Below are 23,700 nucleotides of genomic sequence, written 5' to 3' on the forward strand. Positions count from 1 at the left end.
TCTTAACCTGGCCTGCTGACGGTAAGCGCTTCATCTTACAGTTCTTCTCATAAACAAGACAGCGAAGATGAAGCGTATCTATGCAATGGCAGGAGGGCTGCTGTTAACATTGTCAGCCGCCGCACAACAGACAGGTCATGTCGTATTGATCACTATTGACGGATTCCGTCCGGACTTCTACCAGGAAGCTTCCTGGGGAATGAACAATCTCCGGATGATGAAGGAGAATGGTGTTTCGGCAGATGGTGTGAACTGTGTGTTCCCCAGTGTAACCTATCCTGATCATACTACCATTATTACAGGTGTAAAGCCTGCAAAACACGGCATTTATTATAACGCGCCTTTTGAGGAAGGCAAGGCCAGCGGCGCATGGTATTTTTATTATGAGGGTATCAAGGCGCCTACCTTATATGATGCGGTACATAAGGCAGGTAAAACAAATGCCAATGTGATCTGGCCGGTCACGGTAGGTGGACCTATTGATTGCAATGTGCCGGATATCTGGCCACTGGGTAAGTCGACCGACAGGAGGGAGGAAACCGCCAAAGCAACGACCCCTGCCGGTCTCTGGCAGGAACTGGAGGAGAATGCCACTGGTAAGCTGGGAGCCGACGATTTTTCCATGGTAAGGGAAGAACTGGTGATGGATGAGAATGTGGCAAGAATGGGCGCTTATATCATCAGAAAATATAAACCTGCGTTCACTACCTTACACCTGGCCTGTACAGATCACTATGAGCATATGCAGGGACGTGACGGTTTGCTGGTAAGGAAATCGGTAGCAGGCGCCGACAGGGCCATCGGCACTATCCTGGAAGCATTGATCAGGGCCGGTATCAAAGACAGTACCACCATCATCGTAACAGGCGATCATGGTTTTGTGGATATTCAGCAGTCCTTCTCTCCGAACATATTACTGGCTGAGGCAGGATTGATCACAGACATGGACAATGGCAACTGGAAGGCCCGGTTCCATGCCGCAGGAGGTTCTGCATTCCTGCATCTGAAAGATAAGAACGACAAAGCATCATTGGAAAAAGTAAAGGAGATACTGACGCATCTGCCGGCTGATCAGCAAAAACTGTTTAAAATAATCGACCGTAAACAACTGGACGCCATTGGCGCTGATCCTGATGCCGCGCTGGCGCTGGCAGCCATGCCGGGTGTAACTATAGGCGCAGGAGTGAAGGGGGCTGTTGTAAAAGCAGCAAAGGGCGGTACACATGGTTTCTATCCTGATTTCCGGGAGATCCAGACCGGTTTTGTAGCATATGGCGCAGGTATAGCAAAGGGGAAGACGGTGAAGGAGATGGACCTGACAGATATAGCGCCTGTCATCGCGAAGTTGTTGGGATTGTCATTTAACACTGCCGATGGACATATTCCGGCAGGTATACTGCAATAAGCCATCTACTATCTATGAAATACCCGTGTAAAAAGAAGCCTTTAAGTCCCGCTTGGGATTTAAAGGCTTCTGACATTTTTGTAACTGATCAGGACTGCTTGTCGTAACCCACCATCCAGTTAACGCCAAACTTGTCGGTGAACATACCGAAGAGCGGCGACCAGAAAGTAGGCGTCAGCGGCATGGTGATCTTGCCGCCGGAGGAGAGGCCATCAAACAGTTTCTTCGTTTCCTCTTCTGTCTGCGCGCTGATAGAAATAGAAAAGTTGTTACCAATGTTAACGTCTCCCATTCCCGAACCGTTATCACTACCCATCAGAACATCCCCTTTGTTGCCAATGGCCATGGATACATGCATGATCTTGTTCTCATCGGCTACCGGGCACTTACCATCCGGCATGTCTTTGAATTTTGAAATCATTTGGAATTCTACGCCAAACACTGACTTATAAAAATTAAATGCGTCTTCGCAGTTACCATTAAAAATCAGATAAGGGTTAAGTGCAGCCATATCGTTTTTTTTGATTGTTAGAGAATACTTCTTTATGCGTGTTATATGATTAATTCAAAATTAAACGGATGAGGAATTTTTAAGGGTGGTCATATCAGACAATGTTAGGGTGGGAATGGGCCATTCTGATGGTCATGACCTGTCCCAGAATGCAGGCGGCTCAATACCCAGGGCCCGCAGGTATACAAAACCCTGCGCCCGGTGATGTATCTCATTATCGATAAAGTAAAACAGCAGGAACTGGATGGTGCCTTCCCATTGCCCAAAGGCCAGATCTACTTCGTGGAATCGCTCAGGTTTGATCTCTGGCCATAAGCGATTAAGCTTCTCCGTTAGTTCATCCCACATATACAACAGGGCTTCTTTCGTCTGCGGGGCAGATTTTGTTTCCTGCGCTCCCCAGGCGGGCCATTGGCCGCTAACGATACCGTCTATGCCGGGATTTCCCATGTTGATCATTTCAAGGACCAGTTCTGAAAATGGACGCATACCGCCTACAGAAAAAGTAAAAAGCTCGGTTTCCGGATAAGCTTCGATCACTTTACGGGTGAGCCGGCGGTGTCCCTGCCAATGCTCAAGGAGTTCTTCGGGGGTAATAACAGTCGCTAAAGCGGTCATTTGCTGGGTCATGTTCTTTTGGTTTAAAAGTGAATAATTTGCTTACAGTACAAAGTAAGTTGTGCCGGGTGACAACCTTATGTCAGCAGCATTCCGGAGCTTCTAAAAAAACACCCGTCACCTGCAACAGGTTCACACAGGGGGAATAAATGCGTTAAAACCGGGCTTACCGATCAGATATGTTGATTATAAGGGAGTTGGGTGCGTGGCCAACCTTACGCGCTGAAAAGGGGCTTAATAAAGAAAATGTGGATAACTAGTATTGTGGATAACTTTTGCTAAATTTTTTTAACATTTCTTTAGCCCGGTAAAAGGCTGACTATCAAATTCCACTACCCGAGTCCGCCATGTCACTATCTTCCGGGGACATTCCGGGGCAGGGTACATATTTTTAATATTTTCATATTATTTATACTTTTAATTTTAAAATAGCAATATTTTTTCGCTATACCACATATGCCTATGAAGACTATTTATACTTCCCATCATGTTGTTGCGGGAAAGGTTGACGGGGCTTTTTCAAACACAAAAACATTGCATGTCAGCCACAGATAATGCCACTGGTTTTTACTGTTTCTGACCGTTCACGAAATCCCTATTGATGAAAAAGCTTCTAATATTATTATGCCTGTCATTGTGTTGTGCATTCGGGACATTGCATGCACAGACAGTGTACGTGAATATACCGGATACGGTATGTATGTCCAGGACCAACGCTACTGCCAATCAGATCAAGTTCACCAGCGTGAACGCCATGGTAGAAGGCACAGGTCTTGCCATCCCCCAGAAGGCCGACTGGACCATCACATCTCCTAATAATACCGACGCAGACTACGAGATCCTCTATACAGAGAATCCTGTCGGGAGCAAAGCTACCAAGCTGACAAATACGAAAGCGCTGACACTGCAGTTCCTGGTACCGGGCGACTATACATTTAATATCAAGCTTTATTATAAAGGAGCGGATAGTGTATTGAGAACGGTGACCCGTACCGTGAAGATGTATGCGGCGGATTGTACCATCAGTACCTGTGGTATTGGCGGGGCAACGATGGCCGGCTTCACGGAGAACTTTGGCAGTATGCCCGACGGCGTAAACCGCAGGAACTATCCTGTGGATGGTGTTGTATTATATAATTACCAGCCTACGGGAGATCTTAATAACGACAGCTACGCGATCACCAACAGTCCTTCCTTTGCGAAGAGCGACTGGGTTTCCACCACGTCAGATCACACCGGTGGTTACCGTGGTGCAATGCTGGTAGCTAATTCTGCCGTTAGTCCGCAGCAGTTCTATAAGAAAACGATCACGGGTCTTTGCCCTGGTTCTGTATATAATTTCAGCGCCTGGTTAATGAACGTTAACACGGCTAATGCATTTAATAATACCTGCCGCAGTGGTTATCAATATGCCGGCGTTACCTTTACCGTGGTAGATGCCGCCAATCCGGCCAGGGTCCTGAATTCATTCAGGACTTATTCCGTGTCGATGATGCTGGGCAACACCGGTCCGACCTGGCAGCGATATGGCGGAACATTTATTGTTCCTTCAGATGTAGATGCGGTGACAGTATTTGTCACCAACAATAAACCGGGAGGTTGTGGTAACGATATCGCTATAGACGATATCGAATTTTCTTATTGTAGCCCCAGCATTGTTGCTACAATAGATGGTGATAATGAGACGCTCCAGGAAGTATTGTGTGAAGGCGCTCCGATCACTTTATCGGCTTCCTTCCAGCCGCTGGGCTATTTCGTTGATCCTGTGTACCAGTGGCAGATGAGTGATGACGAAGGCCGTACATGGATCAATGTTCCTTATGGTTCCGGTAATTCGCCACAACTGGTGATCGGGCCCGGTGAACTGAAAGGTACACGTAAAGTGGCTTCAGATTACCTGTTCCAGGTACTCATATATGAAAGAGGCAGCGATTCCACCACCTGTTCATCTCCATCTTCCCAGATCAGGCTCACCATATTGCCGATGCCGACCCTCAACCTGACACAGAGTGAGGTATGTTCCGGCACCTATGTGGAACTGGAAGCTTCCGGTGGTTTCGATTACTACACCTGGAAAGACCTCCCTGGTTACACCGATACCAAACGTACCATCCAGGTAGATAAGGATACTATTATTACTGTATATGGCTATGTTGAATATGCCGACGGACATACCTGTATGGACGAGAACAGTACCGAGATCAAGATGGTGCGCTCTCCAAGGGTGGACGTGGCCGTTTCCGATGCAAGCGTCTGTGTGGGTGAATCAGTGAACCTGAAGATCAACGATGTATTGAATGGTTATACCATTAACTGGTTCAGAGGTCCGGATGCAAGTGGTACATTGGTACCAATGCCGGAATACGACAACCTGGTAGAGGCAGCGCAGATACAGATCAACGGCATCGCCGACACGGTGTTCTCTGTAACCGTGAAAGATGTGGCGAATGTCTGCCAGGCAACTTCCAACCCGGTTATTATAAATGTCAGCGCTACGCCAAGCACCACACTGAAGCCTAACCAGAACGTATACTGCGCATCTGCCAATCCGACCGGTAACTTTACCGTGGAAGTAGGTAAAGTAGTTGGCGCAACCGGCACCTGGAGAGTGGAAGATGTGTATGGCCCGGCGGTGACCGACAACGTAATAGATAATTATGTGAAGATCCTGCTGCCTTCCGCTGAGCGTACAAGGGTGACGCTGAAGAAGCCAGGTACTTCCGTAGTATTGTCATGGACGGTAAGAAGCCCGGGCAATGCGAATTGTGCTACCACTATCCTGGATACCCTGCATCTCCTGGTAGACCCTACCTATAGCAATGCCGGTAAGGATACCACCCAATGTGGCACAGATAATGTCTTCATTATGAATGCAAGCCAGCCGCTTGCTGATACAGTAGCTTCCGGTCCGGCTGCAGAAAAAGGTATCTGGAAACTGATATCCGGTAATGCAACGATCGCTTACGACACTGCTTATAATACAGCTGTAACTGCGCTCGATAAAGAAGGCGATATTGTACTGACCTGGAGCATTACCAATGCCGGTGGATGTGTCGCCAACATCGATACCGTTATACTACATAAAATAGGTAAGCCGGTTATCAACCTGGTGACGCCTGTTGTATCCTGCAGCAGTAAAGGTTTCTTTACATTAGATACATTGTCTACCAAAGGAACGCCTACTATATATTCTATTACGCCCGGCACTACGCCGATGCCTGGTTTTGTAAGTATCATTGACCAGCCCCTGAAATGGCCGCTCACTGTTCCATACCCGGCCACAACAGCTCCGGGTGTGTATACCTTCAACCTGAGCTATAAAACAGCGAAAGCCGGTTGTGATTCCATCATTCCGTTCACCGTGAATGTATCCTCTGCGCCAACTGCGCCTACCGGTATTACGGCCAGTGCTACCAATATCTGTGGCGCTGGTAATACTGTAACGCTCACCGTAAATGGCGGCGGCCTTGGTCTGCAGTCAGATAAGGTAACGCCAAACGGTGTATGGGCATGGTATGCCGGCGGATGTGGTACAGGTACCCGTCTTGCTACAGGCGCCACCGTTACCCTGCCACTGAGTGCTACCACCACTTATTATGTAAGGGCGGAAAGCCTCGGCGCCTGCGATACTACTGCTTGTGTAAGCAAGCAGGTAACCCTCACGCCAATGCCGGCTGCTGTAAGTGCAGGTGCTGACCAGTCCAACTGTAACAGTACCGCCTTTACCATGGCCGCCAGCGATCCTGCACCGGGTACCGGCGCCTGGAGCCTTCCCGCAGGTACCACGGCTACTATTACTGCCGGTCAGGTGAACAGCAGAACGGCTGTGATCAACGTACCACAGGGCACCAGCGTAGGCGCCGTGTGGACGGTAACAAACGGTACCTGTGTTGTAAAAGACACTGCCGTGCTGACCAACTTTGCACCTCCGACCATTTCGAATGCGGGTCGTGACTCTATACAATGCGGCAACGCCCAGTTCATTATGAAGGCGAATGCTGCAACGATCGGTACAGGTACCTGGACCCTGCCTGCAGGTACGACTGCCAGCATTACTGCCGGACAGGAAAATAATCCGAATGCGACGATCAATGTACCGGCAGGTGTGAGTGTGACCGCTACCTGGACAATTAAGAATGGTCTCTGTGTCTCTGCTGATAACGTCGTATTGACCAATGCTATACCGCCAACTACGGCGAACGCCGGACCTGACCAGGCGAAATGCGGCGTGAGCAACTTTACCATGGCGGCTACTCCCGTAGCGGTAGGTACCGGTAAATGGATACTGCCGGCAGGTACTACAGCTACGATCCCTGCTGCACAGATCAGCAATCCGAATGCGGTGGTCTCCGTACCAGTGGGAGTGACGGTAGTACTTACATGGCAAACGACCAATGGTACATGTATCAGTACAGACAATGTTACATTAACCAACTCTGTAATGCCTGTAACGGCAAATGCAGGACCGGACATGTCGCAGTGTAACAATACGGTGTTCACCCTTTCTGCCAACGCGCCGGGCGCCGGTGGCGGTACCGGCAGATGGAGTGTGGTATCTCCGGCAGGTTTTGTCTTCCCTGGAGCATCGGTGAACAACCCGAATGCGGTATTGAGCATTCCGGCAGGTACAGTAGTAGTACTGCGCTGGACCATCTCTAATGGTGGCTGCTCTTCTTCCGATGATGTAACGCTAAGCAACAGCCTTGCGCCAAATCCTGCTGTTGCGGGTCCTGACGAAATGCATTGTAATGCACCGGCCTTTGCACTGACAGCTAATTCAGCTGCAGGCGGCACCGGTACCTGGAGAGTATTATCTCCGTCAACATTTATTTTCCCTCCTGCAGATATACACAATCAGTCAGCTAATATATCAGTGCCTGCGGGTACTGTGCTGAAACTGGAATGGACGATCGCCAATGGCGGTTGTACCACCAGCGATACATTGGTGCTGACCAACTACGCATTGCCGGATGTGGCGAATGCGGGGCCAGACCAGTCACAATGTGCGGGCCTTGACTTTAAGATGGCGGGCAACAAACCTACAGTAACAGGTGCCACCGGTACCTGGACAGTGGTAAGTGGATCTGCTGCTATTGCTGCGGGCCAGGCCAATATGGATACTGCGCATGTGACATTGCCGGCCGGCGCGACAGCGGTATTACGCTGGACGATGACCAATGGCCTCTGCTCGAATTTCGATGAAGTAACACTGACAAGTATACCTAAACCTACAACTGCCAGCGCTGGCCCTGATCAGCAGCATTGTAACAATGCGCTGTTCACAATGGCCGCCAACACACCAGTAACAGGTACTGCTACCTGGAGCCTGCCAGCGGGAACTTCCGCCAGCATAGGCGCCGGCGATTTCAGTAATCCGGCTGCAGTAGTGACCGTGCCTCCGGGTACCACCGCTACTATCGTCTGGGTGATCTCTAACAGTACCTGTAACTCGGTGGATAGTATTACGCTCACCAACAGCGTAATGCCAAACAACGCTGCTGCAGGTGCAGACCAGGTACATTGCGATGATCCGAACTTCACGATGAATGCCAACACGGCATCTCCGGCTGGCGCAGCAGGTACCTGGACCATTGTAGGTGGTGCCACCGCTGTCATCTCCGATATTCATAGTCCAACCGCTACAGTGACCTTACAACCAGGTACAACAACCACCCTCCGCTGGACGATCGCCAACGGGGCATGTACCTCAACGCCTGATGACGTTGTGCTGACCAATCAGCCTGCTATTCAGGGCAATACGATCACTGCCGACCAGGTTCTCTGCGCAAGCGATGTTCCTGCAACACTGACCGGCGGTGTAGTAAGCGGTGGTACCGGCTCATTCACCTACCAGTGGCAGATGAGCACTACCAGTGCCAGCACCGGCTTTGTGAACGTAACCACCGGTACGGGTGGCACTACCGATAGCTATACACCGGCCAGCATCACCCAGAACACCTGGTTCAGACGCGTGGTGATGTCAGGCGCTTGTACAGGCAACATCAGTAACGCCGTGTTGCTCACACTGATGAGCACCCCACCGGTAGTAGTCTCTGTTCCTGCACCGATCACGGTAGATTGTGTACAGGGTACAGACTATACCACGAAGTTTGGTACACCGGTATTCAGTCATGCGCCTTATACTAATGAGCCACTGACAGTTACCAGTGCCGATGTAACGACTACTATAGACGCCTGCACATTCAAAATAGAACGTACCTGGACAGCGACCGACCGTTGTGGTCTGAGCGCACAGGCACAGCAGGTGATCACGGTAACAGATAAAACAGCGCCGGTATTCGATGTAAAAGCGCCGGCTAATGTAACCGTGAATTGTGACGCTATTCCTGCAGCAGTAGACCTTACTGCTACAGACGCCTGCTCCGGTCCGCTGACCGTGACGCCGATAGAAGTGACCCTGCGCCAGCCGGGCGCCTGCCCAAGCAACTATCAGCTGATCCGTAAATGGGTAGCTGTAGATGCCTGCGGTAACGCAAGCGATACCCTGAAACAGGTGATCACTGTACGCGACATTACACCTCCGGTGTTTGATAATCCTGCACCAGCCAATATCACCGTCAGCTGTGACCAGGTGCCTGCAGGACAACCACTGACGGCTACCGACAACTGTACGCCGGGTACCATCACCGTCAACCCGGTGGATGTACGTAAATCCCTGCCAGGCAGCAACTGCGATGGCAATTACCAGATCATCCGTACCTGGACAGCCACTGACCTTTGCGGTAACAAGGCTACCCTGACGCAGACCATCTCCGTACAGGATAATGTGAAACCGGTATTCTCTGTAACAGTGCCTCCGGTGATTACCGTGAATTGCGACAGCGTACCGGATGTAGCTGCGGTAACTGCTACAGACAACTGCACCGCTACAGTGAAAGTGAAAGTATCCCAGCGTAAAGAGTTCCTTTCCGGCAGCTGTCCAAGCAATTACAGGCTGACACGTACCTGGACCGCCATCGATAATTGTGGTAATACAGCCACTATGCAACAGGTGATCACAGTACAGGATACAGCCAAACCGGTATTCACTGCAGCAGCACCTGCCGATACTACGGTAGATTGTAACGCAGTACCGGAGCCGCCTGCTCTCCTGACAGCTACAGACAACTGTGGTACTGTGAAGGTGACTTATTTACAGACCCGTGAGAGCATCAACGGTGCATGTGCGGGCAACTATCGCCTGATCCGTACCTGGACCGCGAAGGATGCTTGTAGTAATGCGACTACGCTCCGCCAGGTAATTACCGTGGCAGATACGACCAGGCCGAAGATCGATCCGGCGCCTGCCAACGTCACCATCAGTTACGATGAGCCGCTCCCGGTTCCGGCTACCCTGTACGCTGTTGATAACTGTGATGTGAACTTCCCTAAGAAGGTAACAATGGTGCAGGATCCGTTTGTGGCAGATAAATGCGCGGGATACACCGTAGTGAGAAGGTGGAACGTTTCCGACGCCTGTGGCAATGCCGCTATAGAACGTGTGCAGACCATTACGGTAAGCCCGGCTCCTAAACCGGAACTGGATCCGAAACTGCCGGCCAACTGTTCTAACAATACAAAATTTGCAATACTCTTAAAGAATAAAGTAAGTAAGCCGAAATTCACCCTGGTGAGCGTAGTACCAGCCAGTGCAGTGCCAACGCCACTGGTGCAGAGCAGTAATGTGTTCGACCTGAATGGGGCTGTACAGGCCAGCTTTACGGTAACTAACGGTGTAACCGGCTGTGTGTCCGATACGGTTACCTACGACCTGCAGTATATTGAAAAACCGGTGGTGGAACTGGGTCAGGATGTGTCCATCTGTGCAGGTGAATCTGCAACGCTGGATGCCGGCAGCAACAATGCCGGTTACAACATCCGCTGGTCAACAGGCGCTAATACGCAGACTATCACCGTGAACACCAGCGGTACTTACAGTGTGACTGTATTCAACGGTGTGTGTGCAACAACAGATGAAGTGAAGGTAACGGTAAATAATCCACCGGTAGTAAACCTGGCAGATACCACCATCTGTGAAGGCGCAAGTGTAAAACTGAATGCTTATATCCCGGCTGCTACCTATGTATGGAGCACAGGTGAAACCACTTCGTCTATAGATGTATATATGGCTGGTACCTATGGTGTGGATGTAACCTTGAATGGCTGTACCACCCACGATGATGCAACTGTGACGGTGGCTACTGCTCCGAACGTGGTACTGAGCGATGATACGCAGATCTGTCCTGACGAAACAGCCATCCTGACGGTAGAACCGGATGGTGGTACTGTGCGCTGGAACAGCGGAGAGACCACCAACGAGATCGTAGTGTCAAGACCGGGCGACTATTGGGTAACGGTAAGCCGCAGTGGTTGTGTGGTGGAAGATACGGTTAGAGTGACGCTGAAATCTCATCTCGATATCGACATCGGACCACAGCGCGATATCTGTATCGGTGGCAGCGTAGTGCTGAATGCCGAGAATCCTGACGCGGTATCTTACCTCTGGAATGACGGCGATACCAACCCGGTGAAAGAAGTGAATAAACCAGGTAAGTATATCGTCTCTGTGATGGACAGGTTCTGTTCACAGATCACAATGGATAGCGTAAATGTAACAGTAGCAGGCATCCCTGAATTTGACCTGGGTCGCGATACTACGCTGTGCCTGGACAAATCGCTGGTGCTGAAAGTGAATGCCGGTGCGGGCAATAGCATCCGCTGGCAGGATGGCGCTACTACCAGCACTTATACGGTGACCAGCACAGGTTACTACACCGTGATGGTATACAACGATTGCGGATCTGTATCTGACCATATTGCGGTGACCTATAAACCTTGTGAAGCGAATCCGCAGTTCCCGACAGCCTTTACGCCTAATGGCGATGGTAAGAACGATGTGTTCAAGCCAACAGCAGAAGGCCCGATGTATGACTATGAATTGCGCGTCTTCAACCGCTGGGGCCAGCAGGTATGCTTCATTAAAGACTACAGGCTCGGATGGGATGGACGATACCTGGGCAACCTGGTGGAAAGTGGTTCCTACATCTGGGTGATCAACTACAAGAAGAAGATCGGTGGTCCGGTTTCACAGGTAACAGGACAGATAACAGTTATCAGATAAGAAGTGTAAAGTTCCAATAGGTAAAAAGGCGTCCCGGGTTGATCACGGGGCGCCTTTTCCATTTGCGGACCAGGTGTGCTGAGCAACACCTGGTGCTTTTTGTTTATTGATTGATCCTGAATTTTTCTGCTGCTCCTATTGTAGTTTTAGTGCAGGTCATACGTGCTACGCCATCTTCTGCTGAAAGGTATGCACCGTTATTGCCCCTGAAGGAAACGGTACCATCAGCATTGGCGATCCAGTCAAACTGTTCCCAGGGGCCCAGCGCTGTACGGTTACAGATAACGGGTGACTGACCGTTCTCTGAGCATACGTAGTTGCTTTGATTGCGCAGCGCTACTTTACCAGCGCCGGCATCTACTACGGTAAACTGTTCCCATGACTGGGCCACGGTACGGTTGCAGATCATCGGCTGGGTATTCCCCTCGCTGCATACATACATATTGTTGAAGCCTTTGATGGTAACGGTCTGTCCGACAGGAATTACCGTGCCGCCGGGAATAGTGGGTGTGGGGCGCACCGCTGTCAGGGCTATCTGGCCTTTCAACATACGGCCGCCATCGCGGGTGAGGCGCAGGTAGTAGTCGGAAGAACAGGCTACGCCGTCTTCGTCCAGCGTCAGGAAACCGGAGCCTGCCGGTATCTGGCTGCTGTTTTCAGCCGTCTTGGCGATCTGGTTGCCTTCATTGTATTCATCGAACATGGAGATGTAAATACCCTGAACGCCCAGTCTTACCATGTTATAGAACTGCCGCCACATGAAATCGCCGTGCGCACGCTGCCTTTCCTGCAGATCGCCGGGCAGTATGCAGGGTTGATAATCGATACCATTGGCCGCGCAGTAGGCCAGGTCGGGCGTGTTGACATTGCTGTAGAAATTATCGGCGTCTCCCACATTGCCGATCCGGCCTACCATCCAGGGAGAGAGCATGTTAAATGCCTTGTAGGTGTTCAGGAAACCTGGCCTGGAATCGCTGTTCTCGTTGCGCCAGTGAGTAGGTACACCGCCTATTACGTAGCACCCCTGGTTCTTGAACCAGTTGATCACGTCCAGGCAGACAGCGGCCGACCAGGGATGGTTGTCGTCGTTGAAGCCAAAACCCCAGATACAGACAACAGGTTTGCCATTCTGACGGGCATAGGCAGGAGAGGAAGTGTAGGCAGACATCTTATTGGTCCAATCGGCCTTTACTTCCGACTGCATGTTGGTCCAGCCGCTTACATCGTACATGATATAGAACTTACGGCCATATTGCTCCGCCGCCGTTTTCACCTTGGCGGTGATGGCATCCCTGATGGGACCTTCCTGTCCGTTGGGATTGAAGCGTTGTAAGGCCGCCACATCTATCTCATGCTGTTGCATCCAGCTGAAATGGGTATTAACGGTCTGGTCAGAGAAAGAGGAGAACAATTTTGCAGGTTGACCATTGTTCAGCGCAGGCCAGGCAGTGGTGTAGGTGTTGGAATAATCCCGCACGTCAGGCCATGACTTAATGCCGTTGTTGGTGGAAGAGGGCAACTGTGCCCAGTTCTGTGTCCAATGCCACCAGGCATTAATAGGAGAGCCGTCGCCCGCACAGGCAAACCAACCCTGGTAACCGACGGCGATCTTACCTACCACATCTCCGACCGGAGAGGCGTTGGCGTTAGCCAGCATATTTTGCCGGCCATACAGTTTTTCCGCCTCATTGTTGAGGTCTTTTTTGCTACAGCTGATGGCAAAGAGGAGGGTGACTGCTGCCAGCAGACGATTTCTGAGTTTCATAGTATTTGTTTTGATTAGGAATTACCGGTTGTAATGGATCTGTTGTATACGAAGATTTTAAATGGGTGAACTAAAGAATATGGTTTCTACGTAAAAGAGGTGGAACAATAAGATGCGACCATTAAACGGAAGGGCAGCAGGGAATATTGTGAAGCGTCCAGACATAAATTATTCGCCTGGCACTTCAGCAAGAACCGGGTTGAAACACCATTGCGGGCATTCTACTTTTGGGATGTCTAAACAAATATTGTATGCATCTCCGCAGCGAACCATCAATCCTCTATTTCGGCACACCGGTAGTGCTGATCAGTACCATGAATGAAAACGGTACCTATAACCTGGCGCCTATGTCATCTGTTTTCTGGCTGGGCTGGCGTTGTATGCTGGGACTGTCTGCACTCTCTAAAACAACGGAGAATATCCTTCGTACGGGGCAGTGTGTGCTGAACCTGCCGTCCATTCACCAGGTAGAAGCGGTAAACAGGTTAGCCCGCACCACAGGGAGTGATCCGGTACCGGCGGGTAAACAACAGAAGGGGTATCGTTATGAGCAGGATAAGTTCGGGCTGGCCGGATTAACACCCCTGGCTGCAGACACGGTTGCCCCGCCACGGGTGCTGGAATGCCCGGTACACCAGGAAGCAGTATTGGCCGCTACACATCATTTAGCAGCAGACAGTGCTGCACAACGGGGAAAGATCCTTACATTTGAAATGCGGATCACCCGGGTGCACCTGGATGAATCGATATTGATGCAGGGACAACAGCACAAGGTAGACCCTGACAAGTGGCGGCCGCTGATCATGAGTTTCCAGGAATTCTATGGATTAGGCAGTAAAGTTCATCCTTCCACGCTGGCACAGATCCCTGAACACTTGTACCGGACAGCAGACATCGAAGCGGCCAGAGAATTGTAGTTGGCAGAGATCCCATCATCATATGTCCAATTTGGCCAGCCCGGTACTTCCACAACATTGTTACTTTTAATGTAAGCTAAAACAGAACATATGGTGGCAATCGAGCATCTGCTCCAGATCAGGGCAAGCCAGGCAAAAGTCTATGAGGCCCTTACCACACAGGAAGGACTGGGCGCGGTATGGACAAGCAAACTGCTGGTAAAGCCGGAGCCCGGATTTGTCAATGAATTTAACTGGGGCGAAGACTACATCACGAAAATGCAGATCCTGGAACTGCGCCCGGGGGAGAAGGTGCTCTGGGAATGTACAGAATCCGATCCTGAATGGGTGGGGACCTTCATCTGCTTTAAGATCCTGCCCGGAAAGGAGGGATTTACTACCGTGATATTGAAACACTATAACTGGCAGGAGGTGACCGATTATTACCGCAGCTGTAACTATCACTGGGCGATGTTCCTGCTTAGCCTGAAGAAATACCTGGAAGAGGGCACGGGGATGCCGTATGTGTGGAAATAAATAGCTCCTCTGGGCGATCACCCCGGGAATAAATATGCCGCAATGCCACCAGGATGTAATGCCCATATGATATAACGTTGATCAATCGCGACAATAGGCTCCTTTAGGAGCCACCGTGTTTGTAGCCAGGGGTGATAACCCCTGGGGACGGATATGCGGGACACGAATATGGAACACGGATACGCGGGAAATAAATATGCCACCAGGATGTAATGCCCATATGATATAACGTTGATCAATCGCGACAATAGGCTCCGTTAGGAGCCGCCGTGTTTGTAGCCAGGGGTGATAACCCCTGGGGAACGGATATGCGGGACACGAATATGGAACACAGATACGCCGGAAACCAAATATGCCACCAGGATGTAATGCCCATATGATATAACGTTGATCAATCGCGACAATAGGCTCCGTTAGGAGCCGCGGTGTTTGTAGCCAGGGGTGATAACCCCTGGGGAACGGATATGCGGAACACGAATATGGAACACGGATATGCGGGAAATAAATATGCCATCAGGATGTAATGCCCATATGATATAACGTTGATCAATCGCGACAATAGGCTCCGTTAGGAGCCGCGGTGTTTGTAGCCAGGGGTGATAACCCCTGGGGAACGAATATGCGGGACACGAATATGGAACACGGATACGCCGGAAACCAAATATGCCACCAGGATGTAATGCCCATATGATATAACGTTGATCAATCGCGACAATAGGCTCCTTTAGGAGCCGCGGTGTTTGTAGCCAGGGGTGATAACCCCTGGGGAACGGATATGCGGGACACGAATATGGAACACGGATACGCCGGAAACCAAATATGCCGGAGGCCCGGCATATAAAAAAAAGAGCCCTGAGAACAGGGCTACACCAGATAAATTAACGTAAACAGATCATTTGAATTTAGTTTGTATCTAGCAGAATATATTTTAAGTTCTTTTTTCTTTGAACAGGTCTCATTGCTTTTTCTATTGCAAATGTAGACCATCTTCACATGTCAGAAAATCACCTAAATCGGGGAGACCGGTAACTCTAAGTGGGGAGTTGGCACGGCCGTATCATACAATACGTTGATTGATGGCAAGTGCAACGGCCTCTGTAAGTGAAGCCACGTGCAGCTTTTCATAAATTTTTTTCACATGACTACGTACTGTTTCATAGCTGATGTTAAGTTCACTGGCAATCATTTTGTAACTCAATCCGTTGACAATACAGGTCAATACTTCTTTTTCTCTTGCAGTCAGGTTATAGCTGTCATTGTTCGGCTCCGGCTTTTGTACAACGCTTTTCTGCAGCAGGTTCAGGACCCGGCGCGCTATAGAAGGGCTCATCGGCGAGCCGCCGGTTTGCAGTTCCTGGATAGCGTCCAGTAAGCGTGTGTTAAGATGGTTCTTCAAAATGTAACCGGATGCGCCGGCACAGATGGAATCAAAGACCCTGTCGTCGTCCTCAAACACCGTCTGTATAAGGATCTGTACATGTGGCACTTCCTTGGAGAGCAGTTTGATAGCCTCAATACCGCTCATTTCAGGCATTTCAATGTCCATTAGTACAATGTCCGGGTTACAATTCAATACATCATTCACACAATTACGGGCGTCACTGAATACGCCCACAACTTCAATTGAAGGGGCCGTGTTTAGCAATAACGTGATGCTGTTACGGATGTTTTTGTTGTCGTCAAAGATGGCAACGCGTATACTCATGGTTTGTCGTTTTTTTGCTGCCTTTGTCAGGCAACGGGAAAGCTTAGTTTTAAATATGTCCCTTGGTGTGGTTTACTTTCTATCCCCAGGTCGGCCTTCATTTCACTGGCCCTGTGCCTGATGTTGTTGAGCCCATTACCAGACAGGGTCCTGACGGAAGGATCCTGCACAGCCTGATGATCAAATCCAATACCATCGTCCTGGATGTTAAGCTCCAGCATATTCCGGCGGTAACTTATGTTCACCCTGATAATACTGCATGCCGCATGTTTTAAGGCATTGTTCACTGCTTCCTTGAAGATGAGATAGAAGTTCTTCCGTTGATGCATGGCAAGGTTCAGGGTCTCAATCTTATGATCGCAGTCGAATATGAAATGGATCTTCTTAGCGGTACACAAAGGTTTCGCGTAAGATTCCATCCGCTTCACGATGCTGCTTACGTGATCGTTTTTCGGATTGATCGCCCACACAATGTCAGACATCTCGGAGATCATTTCATTGGCCGTTGTACCAATGGTGGTTAACAATTCTTTCAATTGTTCACTTTTTTGCTGTTCATTGTAGATCCTGGCTACCTCACTGTAAACGGAAATACCGCTCAGCGTAGATCCCACGCTGTCGTGCAGGTCCTGTGCAATACGATTCCTGATCTCCTGCCGTTTCAGCAACTCATTGATACGGTAACGGTAGAGCAGGTAAATAGTAACTGCTATCAGTGCTGTACACAGCAGGTAGAACCACCACCTGGTCCAGAAGGGAGGAATAATGGTAATATGCAGGGCAGTGACCCTGGTACCAAATACGCCTCTCCAGTTACTGGCCTTTACCATGAAGGTATAGTCGCCGCCCTTCAGGTTGGAATAGGAGGCAAAGTTGCGCTTGCCAACATTATTCCATTCCTTATCTACGCCGCTGAGCATGTAGGCATACTGCAGGTTATCTCCGCTGAACTCAGGCGCCGAGAACTCAATTGAAAAATAGTTCTTGGTATAGTCCAGCGTAAGGGCCTGCTGTTGCAGCAGGTCGCTGTGCGAGTCGTTGAAGATCCTGAAGTCTGTCAGGTATACCGGCGGTTCGGTGTTGATCCTGGCTATATTGCGTGGATGGAAGGACAGGTAATAGTTCGTGCCTCCCACGTAGATATTACCTTCTTTATCCTTATACATATAACCTCTTACGCCACCGTTCTTCTGGAGTGCGGGCAGGTCGTAACAGCTGTATATCTTTACGCGGGGATCATACTTATGTATATGCCCGTTACATACCATCCATACACTGCCTTTCTCGTCCGTCTGCATACCTTCTGTCAGATTACTGGATTCCGCTATATGCGCTACTTTCTGCGTATGCGCGTCCAGGTAGTTCAGTCCGCCGCCATAAGTACTGATCCATACGATCCCCTGGCCGCCTTCCTGGATATCAAAAACATCGTCGCTGCTGATGTCTTTCAGATACTTCACCTGCTGGCCCTCTTTCTGTGGCCAGTCGCCCAGCCCATGCCTGGCGGTGGCCAGCCAGATATTGCCGTTCATGCTTTTGGACATTTTCCTGACGAGGTTATCTTTCAGGTTGAACCGTTTCAGTATTGCCTTCGTGGAATCGCTGCGGGTTACCCATATCCTGTCTTTAAAGTCATAATAACTCAGGTAATGTCCATATGGCGACACGATCAGCACAGGCCGCGTACCCATGGCCATCGTATCTTTCACGATAGATACGATCCTGGACCCGATCAGCTTCTTCATGACGGGATCGGTCTCCGTATTGGGAAGCGTGGTCAGCGTACCTTTCTGCGTATCGTAGATAAAGAGGGTATAATCAGTGCCTACATAGAAGGTGCCGTCGCTGTCTTCAAAGAACTTGGTGACCGCCAGCTGCTGTCCTTTATAGGTCAGCCTGCGGTGCTCGAAAGCAGCCTTACCGGGGGACTGGATAAAAATGCCGTCATTGGTGCCGATCCAGAGCCTTCCGGCTGCGTCCTTATAAAAATCATATATGTTGATATCCCGTCCTGTTTGTGGCAGGAAAGTCTGTTTAAACGGGTAATACAAAGGATTGTGAAAACTGATACCGTTGTTGGTACCTATCCATATAATACCGGTTCTGTCAATATAGACGGCATTCACATGATTGTCCACTATGGCGCCATCTATATAAGGATCATGTTTATAGTGACAGAAGTGCTGACGATCCCGGTCATACATGATCAGGCCTGAATCTTTGCCTCCCATCCATAAACGATGGTCGCTGTCTTCCGCAAAGGCGGTGATCTCATCGTCCGGAAAGGAATTTCGTCCAGGCACGTGCCGGAACATTTCTTCCGTTTGCTTTATATGATCGTAATGGTAGAGTGTTTTGTCCCATGCGCCATACCACATATCGTTATTGGCGTCAAGGAACAGCGAAGTGACAGAAACATGCGGCAGCCGTGCGTACAGATCATCGTATCTTTTGTCGCTGCTGAACTGCAGTGTGCGGGTATTCACCTTCAATATACCTCCGCCGGTCCTGCCCACCCACAAGGTGTCTCTGGCATCCATACGCAGCGAGAGGATAGAAGTGGTACCTGTCTTTACCGGATGTGAAAATTCTCCCGTTTGCTTGTTGAACCTCCTGGTACGGTAATTACCTGTTCCTATCCAGAGATAGCCTTTATGATCATCGGCTATGACATTGATATGATTTTCCGGAATACCAGTTTCATTGCCTGCTGTGTACCGGTATTGCCTGAACTGCTTTGATGGGGGAAGACGGTAATCATAAGCGCTTAACCCGCCATCTTCAGTAGCAATCCAGATAATGCCGTTTTCATCTTCCAGAAGATCGCTGATAATATTGCCGGATATGCAGGTACTATCACCCGGCGTTCTTCTGAAGACGGTAAAATATTTTCCGTCATAACGATTTAGACCATCCTCTGTACCAAACCATATGAATCCCCGTTTGTCCTGTAATATACAGTTGACTTTGTTGTGGGAAAGCCCGTTTTCAGTCCTTAATGAGTTGAAATAAGGCGTCTGTTGTTGTGCTATAATGGTTTGGGTTAACATGAATATCGTTACCAATAAAAGGTAAGTTTTTCTCATGATAGGTTTGTTCCACTGCCGATTTTGTTGAAGGCCAAAATTACACGTTTAATAATATTAAATTGTAAGGATTTATTCATTTTTTATAAAAACCGTGTTAATTTTTATCCATGTTATAACATCGTATCGCTGTAACAGTTATCAGGAAAGAATTTCAGGGTTTTTTAGTTATGCGGCAATGTTTAAATTGAGTAGTTTTTATACAGACAATGAGTAGTATTCAGATCATTACGTTGCAGATGGAAGAAGCATATCAGGCGCACTTTAACGCTTTACGGGAACGCTATTTTCCGGCTCATGCCAACTACCTGGATGCTCACATTACTTTGTTTCATCATTTACCCTTAGAGGAACCTGCCATTGCAGCCACTTTAGCAGATGTAGCACGAAGAGGGCCGCTCACATTAACGGTAGCGGGTATTGTCAATTTCGGAAAGGGCGTTGCTTACAGGCTGGTATCAGATGAACTGCAGTTATTACATCAACAGTTGCAGCAGGCTTTCGATCCCTGGTTGATAAAACAGGACAGGCAAGCCTTGCGGCCACACATTACAGTACAGAACAAGGTCACTTCCTTTAAAGCGGACTATGTACATAAGACATTGTTGGAGGACTTTGTGCCTTTTGACATGAGGGCCACAGGGCTGCAGACCTGGCGTTACCTGCATGGCCCATGGAAAGCGCTAACAGTGTTCCCTTTTCAGAAATAAGAAGACGATGCACCTTAGAACAAAGCACATCGTCTTATTGCTACTATCTTTTAAAATAGTTATACCATTCCTTTACCGTTTATCATAAACGGCGAACAGCAATTATAAAAACAGCCTGCATGAAACTCCTGCTTTATGCAGACCGCCAATATCAATGATATTGATCAGGCATCGGCAGCGAATCATGTTTTGCCATGTAATTATCGATAGCGGCTCCGATGGCCCGGGCTTCGTCAGTTTCATTGTCAGTGCCTTCCTCAAACCAGTGGTTAGCGCCTTCGTTGTCCTGTTTCAGCAGCAGCAACATTTTCTTTCCCGGTATTTCCACTTTGAACTGGCATTTGCCTGATGGTGTAACAGTTATTTGACTATTATTGTAGTCGAGCGTGAATGTATCCATACGTAACATTTTACAGGAACCGGCACAATCATTATGCCTAGTTTCATATTACTAATCTTAGGCAGCTGTATATTTGCCGGATATCTAAATACTTCTTATGATAAGGATTGTAATCGCACTGGCGCTCCTGCTCGGGTACGGGGGAATAGCGTCTGCCCAGGAGCTGTACATGCCCCGGAATATTAAAAAGGCATATGCTAATCAGACAAGGGCAAAGAACGGCCTTCCGGGTCGCAATTACTGGCAAAACAAAGGCCGCTATGACATTCAGTTGAAAGTAAACGCCCCCTCCGGTGTGGTATATGGCCGGGAAAAGATCCGTTATATCAACAATAGCCCCGATCCGCTGAATGAACTCGTCATCCGCCTGATCTGCAACCTGCATAAGACCAATGCGCCCCGCTCCGGGTACGTGAGCAAAGATTTCCTGACAGAAGACGGCGTAATCATAGACACCCTGATAATTGGGGGTGTGAATGTGCCTTTCGACAATGATATTGCAACGGTGGGTATGGTTAAATTGCCCCAGTCACTGCAGTCTAAAGACAGTCTTGACCTGCATGTGAGCTGGCACTACACCTTATCCAAACAGAGCGGACGGGAAGGACGCATAGACAGCACGACCTTCTTCCTGGCTTATGCCTATCCGCGTATTTCTGTATACGACGACTATAACGGATGGGATAAGATCGAGCACATGGACAGGGTAGAATTCTACAGCGATTTTAATGATTATGAGGTGGCAGTCACCGCACCAAAGAACTACGTAGTATGGGGTACCGGTATCCTGCAGAACGTGGAGGAAGTATTGCAGCCCGATATAGCGCAGCGCCTGAAAAGCTCCTACACCTCAGATCGCCTGATCAATATTGCCGGCAGGGAAGAGATGCGCGCCGGCAAAGTGACCGCGCAAAAGGACTGGAACACCTGGAAATTCAGGGCTTCCCACATAGCGGACGTGACCTTTGGCATGAGCGACCATTATGTTTGGGATGCGGCCAGTGTAGTGGTAGACAGTGCTACGGGCCGCCGTACCAGTGTGCAGGCCGCTTATGATGACGCTGCTGCGGACTTTCACCATTCTGTGGATTTTTCCCGCTATGCATTAGACTGGTTCTCCCGTAACTGGCCGGGCGTAGCATATCCTTTCCCTACTATGACCGCTTTCCAGGGATTTGCCGATATGGAATATCCGATGATGGTCAATGATGCCACCGTAGGCGATCAGATCGGTTTTGCGCAGCTTGTGCAGGACCATGAGATAGCACATACCTATTTCCCTTTTTATATGGGCATCAATGAAAGCCGTTATGCCTTTATGGATGAGGGATGGGCTACTACCTTCGAATACCTCATCGGCGTAGCGGAGAAGGGCAAAGTGGCGGCCGACAAATTCTACCGGATGTTCCGGGTGGATTCCTATATCAAAGACGCTTCCGGGGAGGAAGATCAGCCTATTATTTCACAGTCCCACCAGGTGAGTGGCGCAGGATATGGCAATAACGCCTATGGAAAACCTTCCCTGGCTTACCTGGCGGTAAAAGACCTGCTGGGCGATGAGCTGTTCCGCAAGTGCCTGCATGGCTACATCCATGACTGGAATGGTAAACATCCTATTCCCTGGGACTTCTTCAATTCCTTCAACAATTATGCGGGTCAGAACCTGGACTGGTTCTGGAACAACTGGTTCTTCAGCAACAACTATATAGACCTGAAGCTGGCGGGCGTGAAGACAAAAGGTAACAATGCGGAACTGTCTGTCGTAAATGCAGGCGGCTTCGCCATTCCTTTTGATGTGGTGATCACTTATGCGGATGGCAAGACCAAAACAGTGCATCAGACCCCGGCATTATGGAAGAGCGGCAGCAAACAGGTAACTGTAACGGTGCCTGTCAGCGGGAAGGTGACGGCAGTAACACTGGATGGTGTGCTGTATACTGACTACACTCCGGAGGATAATGAGTGGAGAGCTAACTAATTGCAATTGCAGGAAGATTGATAAACCTTGGGGGTAGTGCCTTCCACCTTCCTGAACACCCTGATAAAATAATTGACATCTGTGAAGCCGCAAAGCTTGCTTACATCGTAAATATTGCTTTGCGGCTTTGCCAATAACTGTTTGGCAAGCTTAATCCTTTCTTTGTTGACATACTCCAGCGGTGTGATACCAAACTGCTCACGGAACCACTTAAAGAAGAGGTTCCTGCTGAGATATGCCTGCCGGCTCAGGGTTTCTACCGCGATCTTTTCGGTGAGATGCTCCTGGATATAATTCAATACGAAATTCTGCCTGTTACCGTTTACGTTGGAAACGCTGCCTTCTTCTGCCTGTCCCAGCTGCTGGCTTTGCAGCAGGCGGATCAGGAGTTCTTTCAGCTGAAGATCCGCATAGATATTCTTCGACCTGTCATTACTGCTGCAGATGCGGATCAGTTTATTGATCAATTCAGTGATCTCGTGATTGTTCTCGAAATGGTACTGGTTGAAGGAGAGTTGCCAGTTTTGCTGGTCCCCGTCGCTGTTGTAATAATGATTCAGGTAATTGACGGTTTCCCGGATATAGCTGTCGTCTATAGCCAGGGCAATACACTGTGTCGGATTGTTCAGGGCGGCTTCCGGGAAGTCGATGACCATGGTTTCCTGTGGCGGTACGATCAGTGATTCTCCGGGCAGGTAATCGAAGGAGGGTTTATTGATGAGGTGCATGATCTTTTTACCGCGGATCATGCTGGTAATAACGAGGTCATTGAAAGTGAGCGGCACATCGTATGCCTCCTCATAACTTTCAAAGATGCTCAGTTCACAGTTGCGGAGATTGAACACCCGCCTGTTCTCTACTAAAGTTTGCAGCTGCCGTGGAATAGTAAGGTCTATCGTCTGCAAATAATTCTTTATCTGCATAGGAATATCAGTTTACTACTAACAAGTTAACCAATTTCCCCGCGA

General features: G+C 49.3%; 13 protein-coding genes. 6 read left to right on the forward strand and 7 right to left on the reverse strand.

Annotation, left to right across the window (positions count from 1 at the left end):
* Window positions 1-67 precede the first annotated feature (67 nt).
* Window positions 68-1,405 (forward strand): alkaline phosphatase family protein, encoded by a 1,338-nt coding sequence (locus MYF79_RS17680; RefSeq protein ID WP_247808979.1) that lies wholly within the window; start codon window positions 68-70, stop codon window positions 1,403-1,405.
* 88 nt (window positions 1,406-1,493) lie between these two features.
* Here the strand turns inward: MYF79_RS17680 and MYF79_RS17685 are convergent, their stop codons facing one another.
* On the reverse strand, window positions 1,494-1,916 hold the full coding sequence (locus MYF79_RS17685) for a VOC family protein (protein ID WP_247808980.1): 423 nt from the start codon (window positions 1,914-1,916) through the stop codon (window positions 1,494-1,496).
* Window positions 1,917-2,048: 132 nt separating this feature from the next.
* Window positions 2,049-2,546 (reverse strand): DinB family protein, encoded by a 498-nt coding sequence (locus MYF79_RS17690; RefSeq protein WP_247808981.1) that lies wholly within the window; start codon window positions 2,544-2,546, stop codon window positions 2,049-2,051.
* Between the two features lie 589 nt (window positions 2,547-3,135).
* On the opposite strand from MYF79_RS17690, the gene MYF79_RS17695 reads away from it, so the two are divergent.
* Window positions 3,136-11,655 (forward strand): gliding motility-associated C-terminal domain-containing protein, encoded by an 8,520-nt coding sequence (locus MYF79_RS17695; protein ID WP_247808982.1) that lies wholly within the window; start codon window positions 3,136-3,138, stop codon window positions 11,653-11,655.
* Between the two features lie 103 nt (window positions 11,656-11,758).
* Here the strand turns inward: MYF79_RS17695 and MYF79_RS17700 are convergent, their stop codons facing one another.
* Window positions 11,759-13,420, reverse strand: coding sequence for a lectin (locus MYF79_RS17700; RefSeq protein ID WP_247808983.1), 1,662 nt, complete (start codon window positions 13,418-13,420; stop codon window positions 11,759-11,761).
* Between the two features lie 251 nt (window positions 13,421-13,671).
* Between MYF79_RS17700 and MYF79_RS17705 the strand changes: the two genes are divergently transcribed.
* Together MYF79_RS17705 and MYF79_RS17710 are read left to right on the forward strand one after the other, a co-directional pair.
* Window positions 13,672-14,337 (forward strand): flavin reductase family protein, encoded by a 666-nt coding sequence (locus MYF79_RS17705; protein ID WP_247808984.1) that lies wholly within the window; start codon window positions 13,672-13,674, stop codon window positions 14,335-14,337.
* A 90-nt stretch (window positions 14,338-14,427) separates the two neighbouring features.
* On the forward strand, window positions 14,428-14,853 hold the full coding sequence (locus MYF79_RS17710) for an SRPBCC family protein (RefSeq protein ID WP_247808985.1): 426 nt from the start codon (window positions 14,428-14,430) through the stop codon (window positions 14,851-14,853).
* Between the two features lie 1,057 nt (window positions 14,854-15,910).
* Here the strand turns inward: MYF79_RS17710 and MYF79_RS17715 are convergent.
* Together MYF79_RS17715 and MYF79_RS17720 are read right to left on the reverse strand one after the other, a co-directional pair.
* Window positions 15,911-16,558, reverse strand: coding sequence for a response regulator (locus MYF79_RS17715; protein WP_089830063.1), 648 nt, complete (start codon window positions 16,556-16,558; stop codon window positions 15,911-15,913).
* A 26-nt stretch (window positions 16,559-16,584) separates the two neighbouring features.
* A complete protein-coding gene (locus tag MYF79_RS17720; RefSeq protein WP_247808986.1) occupies window positions 16,585-19,644 on the reverse strand; it encodes a sensor histidine kinase in 3,060 nt (1,019 codons plus the stop codon).
* 209 nt (window positions 19,645-19,853) lie between these two features.
* On the opposite strand from MYF79_RS17720, the gene MYF79_RS17725 reads away from it, so the two are divergent.
* Entirely contained in the window at window positions 19,854-20,354 is a 501-nt protein-coding gene (locus MYF79_RS17725; protein WP_247808987.1) for a 2'-5' RNA ligase family protein, read from the forward strand.
* A gap of 151 nt (window positions 20,355-20,505) precedes the next feature.
* Here MYF79_RS17725 and MYF79_RS17730 read toward each other — a convergent pair whose 3' ends face one another.
* Window positions 20,506-20,754: a hypothetical protein gene (locus tag MYF79_RS17730; protein WP_199656619.1), complete on the reverse strand. Its 249-nt coding sequence runs from the start codon at window positions 20,752-20,754 to the stop codon at window positions 20,506-20,508.
* Window positions 20,755-20,851: 97 nt separating this feature from the next.
* On the opposite strand from MYF79_RS17730, the gene MYF79_RS17735 reads away from it, so the two are divergent.
* Entirely contained in the window at window positions 20,852-22,732 is a 1,881-nt protein-coding gene (locus tag MYF79_RS17735) for a M1 family metallopeptidase (RefSeq protein ID WP_247808988.1), read from the forward strand.
* On the opposite strand, the gene MYF79_RS17740 is transcribed toward MYF79_RS17735, so the two are convergent.
* Window positions 22,729-23,655: an AraC family transcriptional regulator gene (locus MYF79_RS17740; RefSeq protein ID WP_247808989.1), complete on the reverse strand. Its 927-nt coding sequence runs from the start codon at window positions 23,653-23,655 to the stop codon at window positions 22,729-22,731. The two genes, MYF79_RS17735 and MYF79_RS17740, sit on opposite strands and share 4 nt — an antisense overlap.
* Between the last annotated feature and the right edge of the window lie 45 nt (window positions 23,656-23,700).

Source organism: Chitinophaga filiformis (assembly GCF_023100805.1).
Lineage (GTDB): Bacteria > Bacteroidota > Bacteroidia > Chitinophagales > Chitinophagaceae > Chitinophaga > Chitinophaga filiformis_B.